The sequence below is a fragment of the Aeromicrobium alkaliterrae genome (assembly GCF_039529015.1).
Taxonomy (GTDB): Bacteria; Actinomycetota; Actinomycetes; order Propionibacteriales; family Nocardioidaceae; genus Aeromicrobium; species Aeromicrobium alkaliterrae.
On sequence record NZ_BAAAME010000003.1, the window covers coordinates 53,158 to 74,040 of the forward strand.

The 20,883-nt window shown below is 72.0% G+C and carries 18 protein-coding genes; 10 read left to right on the forward strand and 8 right to left on the reverse strand.

Features of this window, described 5'->3' with window-relative positions:
• Positions 1–311: 311 nt before the first annotated feature.
• The 4 genes from ABD127_RS07805 to ABD127_RS07820 are packed head-to-tail and all read right to left on the reverse strand — an operon-like array spanning position 312 to position 5,186.
• Positions 312–1,493, reverse strand: coding sequence for a substrate-binding domain-containing protein (locus ABD127_RS07805; RefSeq protein WP_344199614.1), 1,182 nt, complete (start codon positions 1,491–1,493; stop codon positions 312–314).
• Positions 1,490–2,605, reverse strand: coding sequence for an ABC transporter permease (locus ABD127_RS07810; RefSeq protein ID WP_344199617.1), 1,116 nt, complete (start codon positions 2,603–2,605; stop codon positions 1,490–1,492). Before ABD127_RS07810 ends, ABD127_RS07805 begins: the two co-directional genes overlap by 4 nt.
• Positions 2,602–3,651 carry an ABC transporter permease gene (locus ABD127_RS07815; RefSeq protein ID WP_344199620.1) on the reverse strand — a complete coding sequence of 350 codons (1,050 nt, stop codon included), beginning with the start codon at positions 3,649–3,651 and terminating at the stop codon, positions 2,602–2,604. Before ABD127_RS07815 ends, ABD127_RS07810 begins: the two co-directional genes overlap by 4 nt.
• Entirely contained in the window at positions 3,648–5,186 is a 1,539-nt protein-coding gene (locus ABD127_RS07820) for a sugar ABC transporter ATP-binding protein (RefSeq protein WP_344199622.1), read from the reverse strand. Before ABD127_RS07820 ends, ABD127_RS07815 begins: the two co-directional genes overlap by 4 nt.
• Before the next feature lie 93 nt (positions 5,187–5,279).
• On the opposite strand from ABD127_RS07820, the gene ABD127_RS07825 reads away from it, so the two are divergent.
• Positions 5,280–6,437, forward strand: a complete 1,158-nt coding sequence (locus ABD127_RS07825; protein WP_344199625.1) for an ROK family transcriptional regulator — start codon at positions 5,280–5,282, stop codon at positions 6,435–6,437.
• A gap of 3 nt (positions 6,438–6,440) precedes the next feature.
• On the opposite strand, the gene ABD127_RS07830 is transcribed toward ABD127_RS07825, so the two are convergent.
• Together ABD127_RS07830 and ABD127_RS07835 are read right to left on the reverse strand one after the other, a co-directional pair.
• Entirely contained in the window at positions 6,441–6,890 is a 450-nt protein-coding gene (locus ABD127_RS07830; protein WP_344199628.1) for a thioredoxin family protein, read from the reverse strand.
• A 4-nt stretch (positions 6,891–6,894) separates the two neighbouring features.
• Positions 6,895–7,788 carry a hypothetical protein gene (locus ABD127_RS07835; RefSeq protein WP_344199631.1) on the reverse strand — a complete coding sequence of 298 codons (894 nt, stop codon included), beginning with the start codon at positions 7,786–7,788 and terminating at the stop codon, positions 6,895–6,897.
• A gap of 244 nt (positions 7,789–8,032) precedes the next feature.
• Here ABD127_RS07835 and ABD127_RS07840 point away from each other — a divergent pair, with 244 nt between their 5' ends.
• The 3 genes from ABD127_RS07840 to mshD all read left to right on the forward strand — a co-directional run bounded on the left by ABD127_RS07840 (position 8,033) and on the right by mshD (position 11,066).
• The gene (locus tag ABD127_RS07840) at positions 8,033–8,743 is read left to right on the forward strand and encodes a winged helix-turn-helix transcriptional regulator (RefSeq protein ID WP_229051983.1); all 711 of its coding nucleotides are present in this window, start codon (positions 8,033–8,035) and stop codon (positions 8,741–8,743) included.
• Positions 8,744–8,755: 12 nt separating this feature from the next.
• On the forward strand, positions 8,756–10,180 hold the full coding sequence (locus ABD127_RS07845) for a carboxyl transferase domain-containing protein (protein ID WP_344199637.1): 1,425 nt from the start codon (positions 8,756–8,758) through the stop codon (positions 10,178–10,180).
• Positions 10,181–10,256: 76 nt separating this feature from the next.
• A complete protein-coding gene (gene mshD, locus ABD127_RS07850) occupies positions 10,257–11,066 on the forward strand; it encodes a mycothiol synthase (RefSeq protein WP_344199639.1) in 810 nt (269 codons plus the stop codon).
• 134 nt (positions 11,067–11,200) lie between these two features.
• On the opposite strand, the gene ABD127_RS07855 is transcribed toward mshD, so the two are convergent.
• On the reverse strand, positions 11,201–12,259 hold the full coding sequence (locus tag ABD127_RS07855) for an alpha/beta hydrolase (protein WP_344199642.1): 1,059 nt from the start codon (positions 12,257–12,259) through the stop codon (positions 11,201–11,203).
• A gap of 65 nt (positions 12,260–12,324) precedes the next feature.
• Here ABD127_RS07855 and ABD127_RS07860 point away from each other — a divergent pair, with 65 nt between their 5' ends.
• On the forward strand, positions 12,325–14,460 hold the full coding sequence (locus ABD127_RS07860) for an RNA degradosome polyphosphate kinase (protein ID WP_344199645.1): 2,136 nt from the start codon (positions 12,325–12,327) through the stop codon (positions 14,458–14,460).
• A gap of 14 nt (positions 14,461–14,474) precedes the next feature.
• Here the strand turns inward: ABD127_RS07860 and ABD127_RS07865 are convergent, their stop codons facing one another.
• Positions 14,475–15,533 (reverse strand): hypothetical protein, encoded by a 1,059-nt coding sequence (locus ABD127_RS07865; RefSeq protein ID WP_344199648.1) that lies wholly within the window; start codon positions 15,531–15,533, stop codon positions 14,475–14,477.
• A gap of 83 nt (positions 15,534–15,616) precedes the next feature.
• Between ABD127_RS07865 and ABD127_RS07870 the strand changes: the two genes are divergently transcribed.
• The 5 genes from ABD127_RS07870 (at position 15,617) to pstB (ending at position 20,765) form a co-directional block, all read left to right on the forward strand.
• The gene (locus ABD127_RS07870) at positions 15,617–16,495 is read left to right on the forward strand and encodes an NUDIX hydrolase (RefSeq protein WP_344199650.1); all 879 of its coding nucleotides are present in this window, start codon (positions 15,617–15,619) and stop codon (positions 16,493–16,495) included.
• Positions 16,496–16,677: 182 nt separating this feature from the next.
• On the forward strand, positions 16,678–17,769 hold the full coding sequence (gene pstS / locus ABD127_RS07875) for a phosphate ABC transporter substrate-binding protein PstS (RefSeq protein ID WP_344199652.1): 1,092 nt from the start codon (positions 16,678–16,680) through the stop codon (positions 17,767–17,769).
• Positions 17,770–17,873: 104 nt separating this feature from the next.
• The gene (gene pstC / locus ABD127_RS07880) at positions 17,874–18,836 is read left to right on the forward strand and encodes a phosphate ABC transporter permease subunit PstC (protein ID WP_344199654.1); all 963 of its coding nucleotides are present in this window, start codon (positions 17,874–17,876) and stop codon (positions 18,834–18,836) included.
• A complete protein-coding gene (gene pstA / locus ABD127_RS07885) occupies positions 18,836–19,909 on the forward strand; it encodes a phosphate ABC transporter permease PstA (RefSeq protein ID WP_344199656.1) in 1,074 nt (357 codons plus the stop codon). Before pstC ends, pstA begins: the two co-directional genes overlap by 1 nt.
• Positions 19,910–19,985: 76 nt before the next feature.
• Positions 19,986–20,765, forward strand: a complete 780-nt coding sequence (pstB, locus tag ABD127_RS07890; protein WP_344199658.1) for a phosphate ABC transporter ATP-binding protein PstB — start codon at positions 19,986–19,988, stop codon at positions 20,763–20,765.
• Positions 20,766–20,883 lie beyond the last annotated feature (118 nt).

The following is a 20,883-nucleotide window of genomic DNA, read 5'->3' on the forward strand; positions in this document are numbered from 1 at the left end:
CCCCCGCCAGGTCGACGCAGGCCCGCAGGTAGGTGCGGGTCGCGTCGACCGTGGCGGGGTCGGTCGCGACGAGGTCGCGCCCGGGCGCCATCGCCCCGACCACGCAGGGCTGCAGACCGGAGTCCGCCAGCGCCTGCGCCACGACGTCGGCCGAGAGGTCCCCCACATTCTCCAGGGGAAGCTCGACGGTGTCGAAGCCGAGCCCGGCGACCCGCTGCAGGAGCGGGCCGACGTTCTCGTCGGTCAGGGGCGACGTCCAGATCCAGGTGTTGGCCCCGATCCGGCGCGCCCGAGCGGTCGTCGTCACGCCGTCAGCCGACCTTGCGGTCGATCCAGACCTGCGGGAACCCGGGCAGGTCCTCGCCACCGAACTTGGCGTAGTGACCGTCCGGCAGGCCCTCGTTGGCCTCGAGGAACTCGGCGCGCTGGTCCTCGGTGATCGGCGTCTGCGGCAGGACCCACTCGGCGGGGACGGGCTGTCCGGCGAAGATCATCTGCACCGCCAGCAGCGGGGTGCGCCACTGGAAGTTGGAGTACACGGGAGCCAGACCCGTCAGGCCCGTCTCCTCCCACTTGCGCAGGAAGCTCATCTCGTCCTCACCGGTCATGACCGGGTAGTCGGCGCCGGCGTCCTCGAAGGCCTCGATTGCGGCGACGGCGCCGTCACCGGCGTCCATCCACACGCCGTCGACGTCGCCCTGGACGAGCGCGTCGGACATGATCTTCTTGATCTCGGCCGGGTCGCCGCCCGTGAAGTGGTCCTCGGTCTCGATGCCGTTGTCCTCGAAGATCTTCTCGGCCGCGGCCCAGCGGGTCTCCAGGACGTCGACGCCCGGCAGGATGCGCAGCGCGATGACCTTGTCGCCCTCCTCGAGGTTGTCGACGAGGAACTCCGCGGTGTCGATGCCCCAGGCGTAGCCGCCGATCGGGTGGATGAACGTCGTGGCGCAGTCGGTCTCGACGCCGCGGTCGAACACGACGACCGGCTTGCCCGTCTCGCACGCCCGCTCGACGGCCGGGGTGATGGCCGCGGTCGAGTTCGGCGAGATGATGAAGGCGTCGCAGTTGCCCTCGGAGATGAAGTAGTCGATGTCGGCGATCTGCGTGTTGTCGTCGTCCTGCGCGTCGCGGGTCTCCATCTCGGAGATCGCGCCCTGCTCCTGCAGCACGACGAGCTGCTGCTGCATCGTGAGGAAGCCGGTCTGGCGCCACGGGTTGCTCACGGAGGCGTTGGCGAAGCAGACCTTCTTGGCGCCGGCCGAGGCGAACGCGGCCGTGTCGGTCATCTCGCCGTCGATGTACTGCAGCCACGGTGTCGCCGGGTCGCCCTCGAACGTGGCGTCACGCTGCTCGTTCTGCTCGTCGAAGTCGGCCTGGACGTACCACTCCTGGCCGTCGTCGGACGAGGCGTCGTCCGTGTCGCTGCCGCAGGCTGCGAGGAGGGTCAGGGCCGCGGCTGCGGCGAAGACCCTCCGGGTCGCGTGTCGCTTCATGGCTGTTCTCCTTGGTGAGTGCCCGGGGTGGGCGGGGTGGGGGTGGAGGAGTCGGGTTCGGAGGTCGGAGGTGGGGCACCGCTGCGACGGCCCACCTGCCAGACCCGGGCGGAGGCCGCGACGGCGACGATGATGATGAGTCCCTGCACCGAGTCGCGCCACGTCGAGGGCACGTCCAGCACGGTGAGCAGGACGAAGAGCAGCTCGAGCGCGTACGCGCCGGCCGCCGCGGAGAGCACCCAGCCGCGTCCGCCGCCGAGCAGGACCCCGCCCACGACGACCGCCGTGATCGCCGAGAACTCGTATCCCTGACCGACGGCCCGGCCGCCCGCGTAGCCGACCAGGATGATGCCCGCGACCGTCGCCGACAGGGAGGAGATGATGAAGGCACGGGTCTTGACCCACCAGACGGACGTCCCGCCGAGCCGAGCCGCCTCGGGGTTGTCACCCACCGCCACGAGGGAGCGACCGAAGGGCCGCCGCATCGAGAACGCCGCGAGCGTCGCCAGCACCACGACGATGATCAACGGGTACGGCACGACCTCGACGACCGGCACGTCCTCGAACCCGCCGCGACCGATCTCGCGGAACTCGTCGACCGGGTTGCCCGCGGGGGCGACTCCGGCCACGTAGCGCAGCAGACCGAACAGCGCCAGCATCGTGCCGAGCGTGACGATGAAGCTCGGCACCCGCAGGAGTGTCGTGAGCAGTCCGTTGACCAGACCGATCAGCGCACCGACGACCAGCATCAGCACCAGGACCGGCACGACCTGGCCGGAGTCGTCGCCGGCCAGGTTGCCGGCGATCACGACCTGGGTCGTGACCACCGCGCCCATCGACAGGTCGAACTCGCCGGAGACGATGACGTAATACTGCCCCATCGCGGCGATCGCGATGGGAGCGGTGCGCCCGGCGAAGCGGATCAGCGCGCCGGGCTCGCCGAAGTTCGGGTTGCTGATGATGATCGAGACCAGCAGGACGACGACGAGGACGTAGACCGCGCCCCCGGGCGTCGCGGCACCGGCCGCCAGGCGCGCACCGAGCGAGCGCGAGTGCGCCGGGAGCCCCCGCCGCTCCCCCGCGTCGCTCGCCGGACGGGTCGTGGTGCTCATCGGACCTCCTGGGCCGGTGGTGTGGAGCCCGCCGGCGCGTCGGCGACGGAGCGGTCGAAACGAGCGGGCCTGACCTGCAGGTTCCGCCGGGCGTACACCGCGACCGCGGCGATGATGATGACGCCGCGGACCACGTCCTTGAGGAACGGGTTCACCTCGAGGGCGCCCATCGTGTTGTCCATGACGGCGAAGATCGCGACGCCCCCGAGGGTGCCGACGACCCCTCCGCGTCCGCCCGCCAGCAGCGTGCCGCCGAGCACGACCGCGGCGATGGACAGCAGGTCGTAGCCGCCCTGCGACCCGATCGTGGGACTGCCGACGCTGAGCCGCGACAGCAGCAGCAGACCGGCGACGCCGGCCATGACCGAGCAGAGGACGTGGGCCAGGATCACCGGCGGCGACGTCCGCAGCCCCGACAGGCGGGCGACGTCCGGGCTGCCGCCGACGGCGTACATGTGGTGCCCGATGCGGGTCCGGCTCAGCAGCAGCAGGACCAGGGCCGCGAGCCCCAGCATGATCAGGACGCTGACCGGCACCGGGCCGACCTTCGCCTCGTCCAGGGCCCGGAAGGCCTTCGGGGCGGACCCGCTCGAGCCCTGGTAGTTCGTGCCGAGGTAGCCGCTCACGATCAGGCCCACGCCGAGCGTGGCGATGAAGCCGTGCACGTGCAGCTGGCTGACGACCAGGCCGCTGACCAGGCCGATCGCCGCCGAGACCGCGAGGGTCAGCAGGACCGCCGGGAGGATGTTGCTCGCCTCGCCGGCCATCGTGGTCCCGCCGATGATGCTGGCCAGGCTCACGACGTACGGGACCGACAGGTCGAGGCTGCCCACCAGGATCACGAGCGTCTGCCCGATCGCGACGAGGCCGAGGATGCTGGTCGCGGTCAGGATCGCGGCGACGTTGCCGCCGCTGAAGAAGTTGCGGTCGGCCGTGGCGGTCAGGATCGCGCCGACGACGACCACCGCCAGCAGCACCAGGTAGACGATCACGGTCGAGGACGGACCCGCACCCAGGATGCGCCGTCGAGCGGTCGCGGCGCTCATGCGACCGCCTCCGACGCGGCGCCGGTCGCCAGCTGGAGCACGTCCTCCTCGGACGCGCCGGCGGGCACCTCGCCGGCGACCCGCCCGTCCCGCAGCACCACGATGCGGTCGCTCATGCCGATGACCTCCGGCAGCTCGCTGCTGACCATCAGCACCGCGAATCCGTCAGCGGCGAGCTGTCGCACGAGGTCGTAGATCGCGACCTTCGCGCCGACGTCCACGCCACGCGTGGGCTCGTCGAGCAGCACGACCTTCGGCTCGGTCGCGAGCCACCGCGCGAGCACGACCTTCTGCTGGTTGCCGCCCGACAGGAACTGCACCTCCTGGTCCAGCGCCCGAGCGCTGACGCGCAGGGACGACAGGATGCCCGGCACGGCACGCCGCGCCTCCGCCGTGCGGCCCGGGACGACGCCGCGCACGACCGACAGCGCGTTGTCGAGGATCGACTGTCGCAGGGCGAGCCCCGTGGCCTTGCGGTCCTCGGTCACGAGCGCGAGCCCGGCGCGGACGGCCCGCCTCGGCGAGCGGAGCCGGACCTCACGGCCGTCGAGGCGGACCGTGCCCCGGCTGAACGGGCGGACGCCGAAGACGCCCTCCAGGAGCTCGGTGCGACCCGATCCCTGCAGGCCCGAGATGCCGACGACCTCCCCCGCGTGCACCGTGAGGGTCACGTCGTCCACGTCGCCGTGGCCGACCCCCTCCAGCTCCAGCCGGGGCCGGCCCACCACCGTCCCCGGCAGCGGGTCGGGGAAGTACGTGACGAGCGAGCGTCCCACCATGAGGCGGACCAGCTCGGACTCGTCGAGAGCAGCGGCCGGCCGGGTCGTGACGTGCTGACCGTCCTTCAGGACCGTGATGGTGGTGCAGAGGTCGAAGATCTCCCTCAGCCGGTGGGAGACGTAGAGGATCGCGACGCCGCGGGCCGTGAGACGCCCGATGATCGCGTACAGCAGCTCGACCTCGTGGTCGGCGAGCGCAGCCGTCGGCTCGTCCATCGAGATGATGCGCGCGTCCTGGCTGACGGCCTTGGCGATCTCGACGATCTGCTGCTCGGCGACCGAGAGCGTCCGGACCGGACGGCCGGACTCGAGGTGCGAGACGCCGAGCCCCTCCAGCAGCTCCTGTGCGTCACGGCGCATGCGGGCCGTGTCGACCAGACCACGGCGCCGGGGCTCGCGCCCCAGGAAGACGTTCTCGGCGATCGTGCGGTCCGGCAGGAGGTTGAACTCCTGGAAGACGGTCGAGATGCCGGCCTGCTGGGCCTGCACCGGATGACTGAAGCGGACGTCGGTCCCGTCGAGGACGATCGTGCCCGCATCCGGCTGGTGGACCCCGGCCAGCAGCTTCATGAGCGTCGACTTGCCGGCGCCGTTCTCGCCCACGAGCCCGTGCACCTGGCCGGCGACCAGCGTGAGTCCGGCGTCCTGCAGGACCGTGGTTCCCAGGAAGCTCTTGGTGAGCCCGGCAGCCACGAGCACGGCTCGGGAGTCCGCCGCCGGGGCGGGCGTGGGGGTCGGTGAAGGTGTCGCAGCCACGGCAGCACTGTGACACGGCTCACGGCTTTTGTCGAGAAACATTCAAAAGTTGACTGCTGGACGACTCAAAGAAGATCGTGGTTCACTCCCACCGTGCGCACCGGTGACCTCTTCGAGCTCCTCAAGGACGGGCGGCCGTGGACCCGGGCCGAGCTCGCCGACACGACGGGCCTGGCCCGCTCGACCGTGGCGGCCCGGATCGACGTGCTGATGCGTCTCGGCCTCGTGGCCCCCTTCGGCGACGCCCGGTCCACGGGTGGACGTCCCCCGGCGCTGTTCGCCCTGAACCCCGCCGCCAAGGTCGTCGTGGGCGTCGACGTCGGCGCGACGCACGTGCGTGCCGTCCTCGCCGACCTGTCCGGCACGATCCTGGGCGAGGAAGCCGCCGACCTGCAGGTCTCCGACGGCCCCGACGTCGTGCTCGGCTGGATCGGCGACGCGGCCGGACGGCTGACCACCCTGGCCCCCGCAGCCCAGCTCGCCGCGGTGGGCATCGGCCTCCCCGGCCCCGTGGAGCACTCGACCGGGCGCCCCATCAGCCCGCCGATCATGCCGGGGTGGGACCGCTTCGACGTCGTCGAGCACGTCCGTCGCAGCACCGGGGTCCCGGTGCTGGTCGACAACGACGTGAACATCATGGCGCTCGGCGAGCGGCGGGCCCACCTCTCGGACGTCGACGACCTCGTGCTCATCAAGGTCGCCACGGGCATCGGTGCCGGCATCGTCTCCGGAGGCCAGCTGCAGCGTGGTGCGCAGGGCACCGCCGGCGACCTCGGCCACGTGCGCGTCGCCCGGGCCGGCGACGTCACCTGCCGCTGCGGCAACACCGGTTGCCTCGAGGCGCTGGCGGCCGGTCCGGCCCTCGCCGAGTCCTTGCGGAAGCGCGGCGTCCCCGCCAGGTCGGGTCAGGACGTCGTCGACCTGGTCCGCGCCGGCGACGCTGCGGCGATCGCCGTGGTGCGGGACGCGGGCCGGGACATCGGCGAGGTCGTGGCCACGATGGTCAACCTCGTGAACCCCTCCGTCGTCGTGATCGGCGGGCAGCTGGCCGGGGCCGGGGAGCACCTGCTGGCCGGCATCCGTGAGGTCGTCTACCTCCGCTCGCTGCCGCTCGCGACGGCGCAGCTCCGGATCGAGTCCTCACGGGCCGGCGGCGAGGCCGGCGTCCTCGGGGCGGTGGCGCTGGCGGTCGACCACGTCCTGTCGCCCGCGGCGGTGGAGGCCGCGAGCCTGGCCCTGCTGGAGTCCTGAGCCTCAGGCACCGACGGAGGCCAGGACGGCCTCGACCTGATCGCGCCGCGGCAGGCCTGACGCGCGTCCGACGACGGCACCATCGGGATCGATGACCAGCACCGTGGGGGTGCGCAGGATGTTCAGGCGCCGCACGAGCTGCAGGTGGGACTCCGCGTCGACCTCGACGTGCACGATGCCCTCACGGCCCCGCACGACGTCGGCCAGCAGCACCCGCGTCGCGCGGCACGGGGAGCAGAACGAGCTCGAGAACTGCACGAGGGTGACGCGCTCACCGAGCGCCGCACCGCCGAGGTCCTCGGTCGTGACGACCTCGCGGGACTCCGGGCTCGGGGCCGATGCCTCGTCGTGGACCGGCGCCGCCGAGCGGAACCGGCCGTCGACGCGGCGCTTCACCAGCGCGATCGCGGCCGTGGCCACGACGGCCGCCAGCAGGACCCACACGCCGATCATGGACTCAGCCTACGCCGAGCTGCCCGATCAGGTGCACCAGCGGAGCTGCGAGCGCGACCGACATCGCCCCGGGGAATCCCCAGCCCGACGCGGCGTGCCGACGACCCTCGCCCCAGGCGCGACCGACGACCTGGCCCAGCACGGCACCGATCGAGACCTGGGCCCCCATGACCAGGCCGAAGACCCACGTGAACGTGAAGAAGTCGCCCGCCAGCTGCGCCACGAGCGCGCAGGCCACGGCGCTGCCCGCCATCGCGACCGACGCGACGACGTACCGGTCGCCGGGCAGGCACCACAGCAGCACGCCGACCCCCACGCCGACCGCGCCGAGCACGACGGTCTCCTCGCCCAACGGGTTGCGCGCCGCGGTGATCCAGCCGATCGCGAGCGCCGCCAGGAGGCTGGCGGTCGCCGCGTGGGCCGTCGTGGTGACGAGCTCGCGCCGACCGTCGCGACGGAACATCTGCGAGATCAGCGCGACGACGAGCCCCGCCGCCGTCGCCGGGACGATCGCGACGAGCGAGCCCGGGACGACGTCGGCGATGTCGCCGGCGGTCGTGCCGTCGGCCCCGACGAGGGTCCGTGGCCACAGCGTCAGCGCGGTCGCGACGAGCGAGGCGGTCATGACGGCGGCGACCTTCGGGGCGCGGACCGTGCGACCGCGAGGATCCGTGGGATGGGGTCCGACCGCGATCTGCGCCTGGACCAGCAGGACCGTCGCGGCCACGAGGACCGGGTCGACCTGGGCCGCCACGGCCATCACCGCGACGAGGGCGACCGTCCACAGCGCCGGAGGGAGCCGTGACGGCGCGCGGCGGGTCGGGGCCCGGCGGGGGACGGCCTCGGCCGGGGCGACGTGGCCCCGGGAGGGCGAGCCCCGATGGGCGCTGCGCGACACCCCCGCATGATGTCACCCGACGCGGCACGACCGCCTGGGACACGCGTGAGACGACCCCGTGACACCCCGGCAACCGTCGGTCACCCGATGGAGTGATGCCCGTCACCTGTTCGACATGCTCTGGAGATTGACCCGACACGTGCGTTAGAGTTGAAACCGCAATGAGGCCCGGCAGGTTTGCCGCGGCCTCGACCTGTATCCGGGGTCCCTCGCACCAGGGGGGTCCGTCCAGCCGGAGGTGCCCGTGTCCCACCTGCTCCTGCTCACCAAGAGCCCGCAGTCGTCGGTCGAGGTGCTTCCAGCCCTGGCACTGCTGCCGCACCACGTGCGCATCCTCCCCGCCGAGGCGAGCGCGCTGCTCGACGCCCCGTCGTGTGACGCCGTCCTGGTCGACGGCCGTCACGACCTCGCCCAGGTCCGCAGCCTGACCCGCGTGATCCGCACGACCGGCATCGAGGTGCCGCTCCTGGTCGTGCTGACCGAGGGCGGTCTCGCGGTCGCGGCCGCCGACTGGGGCATGGACGACGTCATCCTCACGACCGCCGGTCCCGCCGAGCTGGAGGCGCGCCTGCGCCTCGGCATCGGCCGCATCGCCGCCGCCTCGAACGGCGCGGGCGAGAGCCACGTCATCTCCACGAGCGGCCTGGTGGTCGACGACGCCACGTACACCGCGAAGCTCGAGGGTCGCTCGCTCGACCTGACGTTCAAGGAGTTCGAGCTCATCAAGTTCCTCGCGCAGCACCCCGGCCGGGTCTTCACCCGCCAGCAGCTGCTGCAGGAGGTGTGGGGCTACGACTACTTCGGCGGCACCCGCACGGTCGACGTCCACGTGCGTCGCCTGCGCGCCAAGCTCGGCCCCGAGCACGAGACCCTGATCGGCACCGTCCGCAACGTCGGCTACCGGTTCGTCTCGACCAAGGCCGACAGCCGCGAGACCGCCGACGCCAACGCCTGACAGACTGCAGGCGTGTCCCGCCTGACAGCGCACGACCTGATCGACCTCGTCCTCGACGAGGGGTCCGTCGAGTCCTGGGACTCGGCGATCGACATCTCCGGCCACGCCGAGCCCTACCGGCGCGAGCTCGAGGCCGCCGCCGAGCGCGCCGGCACGGACGAGTCGATCCTGACCGGACGCGGCACGATGCGCGGCCGGCCCGTCGCGTTCGTCGTCAACGAGTTCCGGTTCCTGGCGGGCTCGATCGGCCGGGCATCGGCCGACCGCATCGTCGCGGCCGTGCGCCGCGCCACGGCGGAGGGGCTGCCGATCCTGGCCGCGACCGCCTCCGGCGGCACCCGGATGCAGGAGGGCACGCCGGCGTTCGTGCGCATGATCGACATCAGCCGGGCGCTGATGGACCACCGCCAGGCCGGTCTGCCGTACCTCGTCTACCTGCGCCACCCGACCACCGGCGGCGTCTTCGCCTCGTGGGGCTCGCTCGGGCACGTGCGCATCGCCGAGCCGGGCGCGCTGATCGGCTTCCTCGGCCCCAAGGTCTACGAGCTGCTGAACGGTCGCCCGTTCCCGGCGGGCGTCCAGACCTCGGAGAACCTCGTGCGCCACGGGGTCGTCGACGCCGTCGTGATCCCCGACGAGCTGCCCGTCGTGGTCGACCGCACCCTGTCGCTCCTGGTCGACGGTCCGCGCCCGCGCGAGCTGCAGCCCCGCCGCGGGACCGTCGAGCGGCGCCTCGACACCTGGTCGTCGATCGAGCTGACCCGCTCGCCGGGGCGCACCGGCGTGCGCGAGGTGCTGCGGCACGGCAGCGACGCCACCGTGCGCCTGCAGGGCACCGGGGAGGGCGAGCGCGATGCGGCGATGATCGTGGCGCTGGCCCGCCTCGACGGACAGCCGTGCGTCGTGATCGGGCAGGACCGCACGACCCAGACCCCGGAGTCGCCGATGGGACCGGCCGCCCTGCGCGAGGCGCGGCGCGGCATGGAGCTCGCCGACGAGCTGGGGCTGCCGCTCGTCTCCTTCATCGACACCCCCGGCGCCGAGCTGTCGCCCGAGGCCGAGCAGGGCGCCATCGCGGGCGAGATCGCGCGCTGCATCAGCCAGATGTCGACGCTGCGCGTGCCGACCGTCTCGGTGCTGCTGGGCCAGGGCTGCGGCGGCGGCGCGCTCGCGCTGCTGCCGGCCGACATCGTCGTGGCGGCCGAGAACTCCTGGTTGTCGCCGCTCCCGCCCGAGGGCGCGAGCGCGATCGTGCACGGCGACGTCGAGCACGCGGCCGAGATGGCGACGTCGCAGCAGGTCAGTGCGGTCGACCTCCACCGTCACGGGGTCGTGCACCAGCTCGTGCGCGAGTACCCCGACGACGACGCCGAGTCGCTCGCGCGGGCCGTCGCGGCCGAGGTCGCGGCCCAGCTCGAGGCGCTGAGGGCGCGATGAGCGAGCGCCAGCGAGCGATCCGCGACTCTCTCATCGCGCCGCCGACATACCGTTACTCCTCCTCGGAGGCGGCGCGATGAGCGATCAGGATCTGACCGCGCTGGCGCGGCGGGCGGCGGAGTTCGACGGGGTCGAGCCGTTCAACGAGGCCGCCCGGCTGGCGCTCGCTGCGGGCGAGGATGCGCGAGTCGACGTGCGCGTCGAGGCGGGGGCCGAGCTGGTCGCCGCGGCGATCGCGATCGGTGACGCGCCGGTCGAGCTCGTGGTCGACCCCCGGTTCCGCCGTGGCGGCCTGGGCCACCGCGTCGCGGCCTCGGTGGTGAAGGACGGGGACTCCCGCTTCTGGGCCCATGGCGACCTCCCGCCGGCGCAGAAGCTCGCCCGCCGTCTGGGGCTGCGCGCCGAGCGCACCCTGCTGGTGCTGCGGCGCGAGGGCGCTCCCCCGGTCGACCTGCGGGTGCCGGAGGGCGTCACGATCCGCACGTTCACCGAGGCCGACGCCGAGGCCGTCGTGGCGGTCAACGCCCGTGCGTTCGCCTCGCACCCCGAGCAGGGCGCGATGGACCTGGCCGACTTCCGTCGCCGGGCCGCGTCACCGTGGTTCGATCCGGCCGGACTGTTCGTCGCCGAGCGTGACGGCGAGGTCGTCGGCTTCCACTGGACCAAGGTCGAGGACGGCATCGGCGAGGTCTACGTCGTCGGCGTCGACCCGGCCGCGCACGGCGGCGGCCTCGGCACGGCCCTGACGGCCCGCGGGTTGGCGCACCTCGACCAGCAGGTGTCGGTCGTCGACCTCTACGTCGAGGCCGACAACGAGGCGGCCCTGGTCGTCTACCGCCGCCTCGGCTTCACCGAGCACGCCCGCGACACCCTCTACGCCCCCTGACCACCCCCGGGCGGGCGGTGAGTGAGTCGCCCATCGGGCCAACGGGCGGTGAGCTAGTCGCCCATCGGGCCACTTGATGGGCGACTAACTCACCGCGCACGGCGGCGATAGGCGACTCACTCACCGCCCGGGGGTCAGGAGGAGAGGCCGCGCTGGAGGGCGGCGGAGAAGCGGCGGATCGCGGCAGGGGCGCTCTGGCCGAAGGAGACCATGTTCGCGAAGCCGTGGATCAGCGACTCCTCGCAGTGGTACTCGACCTTCACGCCCGCGGCGGCCATCAGCTCGGCGTACTCGCGCCCCTCGTCCAAGAGCGGGTCGAAGCCCGCGGTCACGACGTACGCCGGCGGCAGACCGGCGAGGTCGCCGTGGATCGGCGAGAGCCGCGGGTCGCTGCGGTCCTCGTCACCGACGAGGTAGTTCTCCTCGGCCTTGTCCATGAAGCCGGTCGTCAGGTAGAAGCCCTGGCCGAACGTCTGCCGGCTCGGACGGCGCTCGGCGAAGTCCGTGGCCGGGTAGATCAGCAGCTGGAACGCCGGCTGCTGGCCGCCGGCCGCGACGGCCTGCTGCGCGACGATCGTGGCGAGGTTGCCGCCGGCGCTGTCGCCGCCGACCGCGATGCGGGTCGGGTCGATCCCGAGCCCCGCCGCGCTGTCGCGGACCCACTCCCACGCGGCCCACGCGTCGTCGACCGCCGCGGGGAACTGCGCCTCGGGCGCGAGTCGGTAGTCGACCGCCACGACCCGCACCTGGGCGGTCTCGGCGAGGTGGCGGCAGAGCGCGTCGTGGCTCTCGAGGTCGCCGTAGATCCAGCCGCCGCCGTGGAAGAACACGAGCGCCGGCGAGGCGCCCGAGAGGTCGCGCGGGGTGTAGAAGCGCAGCCCGAGCCGACCGCCCGGTCCGTCGATGAAGCGGTCGGTCACGGCCCCGATCGGCGGCGTGCCGCCCGCGAGCTGCGTGCTGGACCGCAGGATCTTGCGTCCGCGCGTGACGCTGACGTCCTCGACCGCAGGGCCCTCGATCTTCGCGAGCCTCAGCAGCAGCTGCATCTCGTGGTCGAGCTGCTTGCCGTCGAGCACGACGGGCGAACCGGCAGCCGCCCGCAGCGCGCGGGCCGGGAGCCGCATGATGCCCCGCGCGGCGACCCCGCGCGCCGTGCCGAGGACGGTGCCGAGTGAGGGTCCGGGAGTCGCCATGTCGGCAAGGTACCGCAGAACCTCTCGTTCACCTGGCGTCTACGTGCCCGTGCCACGATGAACCCATGGAGAGTGCAGATCTGGACGTCACGGACGTGACGTCGCCTGACGAGTTCGACGTCGACCCGCCCTTCGACGCCACGCAGGGCACCCTCCCCGACGACCGGTTCCTGGACCGCGAGCTCTCGTGGATCTCGTTCAACGAGCGCGTCCTCGAGCTGTCGAAGGACGCCAGCCTGCCCCTGCTCGAGCGCGTGCGGTTCATGGCGATCTTCGCGAGCAACCTCGACGAGTTCTTCATGGTGCGCGTCGCCGGCCTGAAGCGGCGCATCGCCGCCGGGGTCGCGGTGGCGTCCTCCAGCGGCCTGCACCCGAAGGAGGTGCTGGCCCGCAGCCTCGCCGCGAGCCAGGACCTCCAGCGCCGCCACGCCGAGCTCCTGCACGAGCACCTCGACGGCGACCTGAGCGCCGCCGGCATCGAGCTCCTGCGCTGGGACGAGCTGACCCCGCAGGAGCAAGAGGACCTCGGCGCGACGTACCGCGAGCGCGTGTTCCCCGTCCTGACCCCGCTCGCGGTCGACCCCGCGCACCCGTTCCCGTACATCTCGGGCCTCTCGCTCAACCTGGCCGTCGTGCTGCGCAACCCCGCGACGGGCAAGGACCACTTCGCCCGCGTCAAGGTCCCGCCGATCATCAACCGCTGGATGGAGGTCGGCCCGCAGCGCTACCTCCCGCTCGAGGACGCGATGGCGGCCCACCTGCACCTGCTGTTCCCCGGCATGGAGATCCTGGCGCACCACACGTTCCGGGTGACCCGCAACGAGGACCTCGAGGTCGAGGAGGACGACGCCGAGAACCTGCTGAAGGCCCTCGAGCAGGAGCTGCTGCGCCGCAAGTTCGGACCCGCCGTGCGCCTCGAGGTCGAGCCGACGATCGCCGACGACGTCCTGGAGCTGCTGGTCTCCGAGCTCGGCGTCCGCGACGACGAGGTCGTCCGCCTGCCCGGGCCGCTCGACCTGCGCTCCCTCAACGAGATCGCCGACATCGACCGGCCCGACCTGCACTTCGACCCGTTCGTGCCCGGCACCCACGAGCACCTGGCCGAGGTCGAGACCGCGAGCCCGGCCGACCTGTTCAGCGCCCTGCGCAAGCGCGACGTCCTGGTGCACCACCCGTACGACTCGTTCGCAACGAGCGTCCAGCGCTTCATCGAGCAAGCCGCCGCCGACCCGAAGGTCCTGGCGATCAAGCAGACGCTCTACCGCACCTCGGGCGACTCCCCCATCATCGACTCGCTGATCGACGCCGCCCGCGCCGGCAAGCAGGTCCTGGTGCTGGTCGAGATCAAGGCGCGCTTCGACGAGCAGGCCAACATCCGCTGGGCGCGCAAGCTCGAGCGAGCAGGCTGCCACGTCGTCTACGGCATCGTCGGCCTCAAGACGCACTGCAAGCTCGCCCTGGTGCTGCGCGACGAGCCCGACGGCCTGCGGCGCTACGCCCACATCGGCACGGGCAACTACAACCCGAAGACCGCCCGCCACTACGAGGACCTGGGGCTCCTGACCGCCAACCAGGACATCACCCACGACCTGACCGACCTGTTCAACCACCTGTCGGGCTTCTCGCAGCAGAGCGAGTACCGCACGCTGCTGACCGCGCCGACGGGCCTGCGCACCGGGCTCATCGACCGCATCCGGCGCGAGATCGCGCACCACCGCGCGGGCCGCGAGGCCCACATCCGCATCAAGGTCAACTCGCTCGTCGACGAGGCCCTGATCGACGCCCTGTACGAGGCGTCGAACGCCGGCGTCCCGGTCGACATCGTGGTGCGCGGCATCTGCGCGATCCGTCCCGGCGTGCCGGGCCTGAGCGAGAACATCCGCGCGATCAGCGTGCTCGGACGGTTCCTGGAGCACAGCCGGGCGTACTGGTTCGCCAACGGCGGAGAGCCCGAGGCCTGGATCGGCTCGGCCGACCTCATGCACCGCAACCTCGACCGCCGCGTCGAGGTCCTGGTGCGCATCCCGTCGACGGCCCACACCGACCGCATCGGCGAGCTGCTCGCGACCTCGGCCGACGACGGGACGGCGAACTGGCACCTGACCGCCGACGGCGAGTGGGTCCGCGGCGAGGGCACGCACGACCTGCAAGCCGGCCTGATCGCGGACTCCCGCCGCCGTCGATCCCGCGCGAAGGGCTGACCGGGGCCGTGCCCTCAGCAGGACGCGAGGACCAGCGGACCGACGAAGGACATCAGCGAGACCGAGTCCTCCTGGCGGTCCAGGTCCAGCACCGCGACGTCACCGTCGACGCTCTCGCGCGTCAGCACGATCGACTCCTCGACCGTGCCGGTCTGGCCGATGAACGGGCCCGAGGCGAGCTGGGAGCGCACCTCGACCTGTCCCGCGGCCTGCGCGCCGGTCTCGAAGGCCATCGCGACCACGAACCGGTCGGTCTCGTCCGAGCCCGCCGCGGCGGGCTCCAGACCACGCAGCAGCCACCGGTACGGCAGCAGCTCCCCGGCGGCGTCGACCGCGACGGTCGCCTGGGCGGCGATGTCGGCGCCCGACTCGGCCGGATCGGTGGAGGCGCACCCGGCGGCCCCGTCCTGCAGCGCGAAGACGTCGAGCGCCGAGGCCTGGGCCCACACGCGCGCGACGCTCGGGTCGTCGGCCAGGGCGGTCTCGCTACCGTCGGCCGCGTCACGCACCTGCTCGACCACGGTCTCCTCGGCCGAGGCGACCGCGACGCCGCCGTCCAGGATCCGCACGTGCAGGAACACCTCCGGGGTCGAGGCCCCGCCGGCACGCAGGTCCGGGAGGTCGATGCTCCACAGGCCGTCGGACTCGACGTAGCCCACCTCGCGCAGGCGCGCCTCGGTGCCGGCCGTCGACTGGGGCAGGCCGACGAGCAGCCCGGTGCCGGCCGTCGTCTGCACGAAGGCCTCCCACCGCACCGTGCCGGGCGCCCAGCCCAGGCCGTCGCTGACGACCACGTCGCTCGAGACGAGGACCGACCGCGTCGCGAGGTCGCGGTCGGACGCCGCGGCGACCAGGGCGGCACCGCCCGCGTCGAGACGGTCGCGCAGCGCGGTCCAGTCGGTCACGTCCACGCCGGCCACGTCGACGGGCACGAGGCGTGCGACGTCGTCGACCCCGGCATCGGCGGTCCAGCGATCCGAGACGGCGACTCCGGCCCCGGCGGCGAGGGCCACCACGACCACGGCGACCGCGCCGGCGACCCACCCTCGCGGCGACCAGTCCCGTGCGCCCACGACGACCGCCTCTCCTCGGGCCTCGGCCCGGACTCGACAGCCCACCTGGCGACGGACCGGCCCACGGCTAGGACAATACGACCATGACGCGTGAGCGAACCATCGTGGCCGCCGGCGGCGTCGTGTGGCGTCCCCGCGCCGGCACGCGCAACGGCGTCGAGGTCCTCGTGGCGCACCGCCCGCGTTACGACGACTGGACCTTCCCGAAGGGCAAGCGCGACGACGGCGAACCGGTGCAGCGCACGGCCGTGCGCGAGATCGAGGAGGAGACCGGGTTCCGGGTGCACCTCGGCGTGCCGTTGCCCGCCGTGCGCTACCGCGTCGGCGCCGGGCCGAAGATCGTCCACTACTGGAGCGCGCAGCCCGACGCGCTCGACCCCGGCGCGTTCGTGCCGAACAAGGAGGTCGACGAGGTCCGCTGGGCCCGGCCCCGCGTCGCCCGCGACCTGCTGACCTACAGCCACGACCGTGACCTGCTCGCCGCCTTCCGGGGTCGGCGCGACATCGGCCACCACAAGGCGCGCTCCCTCGTGCTGCTGCGCCACGGCAAGGCCGCGTCGGCCGGCCGCTGGCGCGGCGACGACCACGACCGCCCGCTCACCGACCTCGGTCTGAGCCAGGCCGCGGAGCTGGGCCAGACCCTCGCCCCGTACGGCCCGGCCCGGATGTTCGCGAGCCCGGCCCTGCGGTGCCGCCAGACCCTCGAGCCGCTCGCGACCACCGTGGGCCACCCCGTCACGCTCGAGCGTCGTCTGGTCGAGGACGCGCCCGAGGCCGCGATCGCCGCGGTCGTCCGCGAGGCGATGGCGCGGCGCGGTCTCACCGTCCTGTGCAGCCACCTGCCGACCCTGACGGCCGCCTCCGTCGCCGTCGGCCTCAAGCCGCTCGACCTGGGTCCCGGCGAGGGCGTCGTGGTGCACCACCGGCACGGCCGCGTCGTGTCGACCGAGCGCCTTCCGTAGGTCCCCCGTGCGGGGTGACCTTCGTTACCTCACGGACACCCCACGGGCCTGCAACCCCGCGGCGTCAGCTCGACCGTTCCCGGATCGTTCACGCGGCGTTCACCCAGCTCGGGGCCCCGATACACCTGCCTTCCCTAGCGTCCACACGTCAGTCCCCCCGTTCCTTTTGAAGGGATCTTCACGTGAAGCGCAACACCCTGCGTGCCTCGGCCTCCGCCGCGGCCGTCCTCTCCCTCGCTCTCGTCCTCGGCGCCTGTGGCGCCGGCAACGAGGGTTCCGGTGACTCCGGCTCCGGTTCGCTGTCCGGCACGCTCAACGGTGCGGGCGCGAGCTCGCAGCAGGCCGTCGTCGCTGCATGGAAGTCCTCCTTCCAGACCGAGAACTCCGACGCCACCGTCAACTACGACCCGGTCGGCTCGGGCGGCGGCCGCGAGCAGTTCATCGCCGGCGGCGTCGACTTCGCCGGTTCCGACGCGCCCCTCGACGACGAGGAGCTCGCGGCGGCCAAGGAGCGTTGTGGCGGCGAGGTCGTCGAGGTCCCCGTCTACGTCAGCCCCATCGCTGTCGTGTTCAACCTCGAGGGCGTCGACTCCCTGAACCTCTCGGCCCAGACGATCGGTGCCATCTTCGAGGGCACCATCACGACCTGGAACGACCCGGCCATCGCCGCGGACAACCCGGACGCCGACCTGCCGTCGGACCCGATCGTGACCGTCCACCGCTCCGACGACTCGGGCACCACCAAGAACTTCACGGCCTACCTCGAGGAGACCTCGGGCGGCTCGTGGACCGCGGGTGAGGTCGAGACCTGGCCGACCCCGGAGGGCGAGAGCGCCCAGGGCACCGCCGGCATGATCGATCGCGTCGGCGCCACCGCCAACTCGATCGGCTACGCCGACGCCAGCCAGGCCGGCGAGCTCTCCACCGCCGCCGTCAAGGTCGGCGACGAGTTCGTCGAGTACTCGCCCGAGGCCGCTGCCGCGATCCTCGAGAAGTCCGCTCCCATCGAGGGCCGTGGCGAGACCGACCTCGCGCTCGAGATCGACCGCGCGACCGAGGAGGCCGGCGTCTACCCGGTCGTCCTGGTCTCCTACGCGATCGCCTGCCAGACCTACGAGGACGCCGAGAAGGCCGAGCTCGTCAAGGGCTGGCTGGCCTACCTCGTCAGCGACGAGGGCCAGGAGACGGCCGCTTCCGACGCCGGTGCCGCGCCCATCGGCGGCGACATCGCGTCGAAGGCCCAGGCCGCCGTCGAGACGATCTCGGCCGGCTGATTCCGCTCGGGGGCCGGTCGGTGAGAGTGTAGAAACCTCACCGGCCGGCCCCCGACGGGGTCCACCCCCTGTTTCGACCCACCAGTTCAGCGGAAAGGAACGCCGTGAGCAGCACGACCGAGCGGGAGAAGGAAGCCCCTCGCCCCGTTCGCCGTCCAGGCGACCGCATCTTCGAGGCACTCTCCACGAGCGCCGGCATCATGATCCTGCTGACGCTCCTCGGCGTCGCGGTGTTCCTGACGCTCGAGGGCCTCCCCGGCATCACCGCCTCCGCCGACGAGATCGGCAGCAAGACCGGCGGCAAGGGCTTCTTCGGCTACGTCTGGCCGCTCGTGTTCGGCACCGTCTGGGCCGCGGTCATCGCGCTCGTGATCGCCGTGCCCGTCGCCATCGGCGTCGCCCTCTATATCTCCCACTACGCGCCCCGGCGTCTCAGCTCCACGCTGGGCTACGTCATCGACCTGCTGGCAGCCGTGCCGTCGGTCGTCTACGGCCTGTGGGGCCTGCTGTTCCTCTCGCGCGAGCTCGCGCCCTTCTACCAGTGGTTGACCGACACGTTCGGGTTCATCCCGTTCTTCGCGGGCAACCCGACCGGTGGCGTCTCGGCCAACAGCATCCTGACCGCCAGCCTCGTGCTCGCCGTCATGGTGCTGCCGATCATCACCGCGATCTGCCGCGAGATCTTCCTCCAGACGCCGCGCCTGCACGAGGAGGCCGCCCTGGCCCTCGGCGCGACGCGCTGGGAGATGGTCCGCCTGGCGGTCTTCCCCTACGCCCGCTCCGGCATCGTCTCGGCCTCCATGCTCGGCCTGGGCCGAGCTCTCGGCGAGACCATGGCCGTCGCGATGGTCCTGTCGGCCTCCGGCGTCGTGACCTTCAACCTGATCGGCAGCACCAACCCGAGCACGATCGCTGCCAACATCGCCCTGCAGTTCCCCGAGGCGTTCGGCACCTTCACGAACGTGCTCATCGCGACCGGCCTCGTGCTGTTCGTCATCACCTTCGCCGCCAACTTCGCCGCACGCGCCATCGTGGAGCGTCGCAAGGACTTCTCGGGAGCCAACTGATGACCACGACGCTCCAGAAGACGCCTGAGCCCGCCGACCTGCAGAGCGAGCTGCAGGAGCACCAGCTGCCCACCTGGGTCCCGAAGGGGGTCGTCGCCGGGGCCGCCGTCATCGGCGTGCTGCTGGCCGTGACCGGCATCGTCTCGATCGCGCAGGCCGTGCTGATCGGCTGGCTGCTGACCTGGGCCCTGCCGATCGCGTCCCGCGTGGTCGAGGGTGGCCGCAAGGCCACCGACCGCACCGTGACCCTGCTGGTCTCGAGCGCGTTCGGCCTGGCCCTCATCCCGCTCGGCTCGATCCTGTGGCTCGTCATCAGCCGCGGCGGACCGCAGCTCAGCACCGAGTTCTTCACCTACTCGATGCGCAACGTGGTCGGCGAGGGTGGCGGCATCTACCACGCCCTGGTCGGCACGCTGCTGATCACCGCGGCCGCGACGATCATCTCGGTGCCGATCGGCCTGTTCACGGCGATCTACCTCGTCGAGTACGGCGACGGCAACCGCCTCTCGCGCTCGATCACCTTCCTGGTCGACGTCATGACGGGCATCCCGTCGATCGTCGCCGGCCTGTTCGCCTACGCGCTGTTCGTGATCTTCTTCGGCGAGGGCGTCCGGCTGGGCATCGGCGGCGCGGTCGCGCTGGCCGTGCTCATGGTGCCGATCGTGGTCCGTGCGTGCGAGGAGATGCTGAAGCTCGTGCCGAACGAGCTGCGCGAGGCCTCCTACGCGCTCGGCGTGCCGAAGTGGCGCACGGTCGTGAAGGTCGTCCTCCCGACGGCCATCTCCGGCATCGTGACGGGCGTGACCCTCGCGATCGCCCGCGTCATCGGCGAGACGGCCCCGCTGCTCATCATCGCCGGCCTGACCGACTCGGTGAACTTCAACCTGTTCTCCGAGCGCATGACCACGCTGCCGGTGTTCACGTACTTCTCGGTCAAGTTCCCCGGCGTCCCGCCGGAGGCCAGCATCGACCGGGGCTGGGGTGCGGCCCTCGTGCTCATCATCATCGTGATGCTGCTGAACCTGGTCGCCCGCGCCGTGAGCTACTTCTTCTCCCCCAAGGGCGAGCGATGAGCCGCCTGCACTCCCCCACTGACCTGCTGCACCTGACCGACCGCGCCGCGCGGCTCGGGCTCTGAAAGGAAAACCGATGGCCAAGAGCATCGACGTCTCGGACCTGAACATCTACTACGGGGACTTCCTCGCGGTCGAGGGTGTCAACATCACGATCCCCGCGAAGTCCGTCACGGCCTTCATCGGCCCGTCCGGCTGCGGCAAGTCGACCTTCCTGCGCTCGCTGAACCGCATGCACGAGGTCATCAAGGGCGCCCACGTCGACGGCAAGGTGCTCGTCGACGGCAACGACCTGTACGGCGCCGACATGGACCCCGTGAACGTGCGCCGCCTGATCGGCATGGTCTTCCAGCGTCCCAACCCCTTCCCCACGATGAGCATCTACGACAACGTGCTCGCGGGGCAGAAGCTCAACAGCAAGAAGCTGAAGAAGTCCGAGGCTGACACCACGGTCGAGCGGGCCCTGCGCCAGGCCGGCCTGTGGGCCGAGGTCAAGGACCGCCTCGAGCGTCCCGGCTCAGGCCTCTCGGGTGGTCAGCAGCAGCGTCTCTGCATCGCTCGCGCGGTGGCGGTGCAGCCCGAGATCCTGCTGATGGACGAGCCCTGCTCGGCCCTCGACCCGATCTCGACGAGCGTCATCGAGGACCTGATCCACGAGCTCAAGACCGAGTACACGATCGTGATCGTGACCCACAACATGCAGCAGGCCGCCCGCGTCAGCGACGACACGGCGTTCTTCAACCTCGCGGGCGTGGGTCAGCCCGGCAAGCTGGTGGAGTCGGGCCGCACGGAGAAGATCTTCTCCAACCCCGACAACCCCGCCACCGAGGCCTACATCCAGGGTCGGTTTGGGTGAGCCGAGCTCGCTCAGCGAGCGAGCGCGAACCCAGGTCGAGCGCGACACCGGCGAAGCCGGTCAGCTGTCGAGACCAGGTCGGCTCCTCGTAGCGTGAGCCACCCAACGAAGGCCCCCA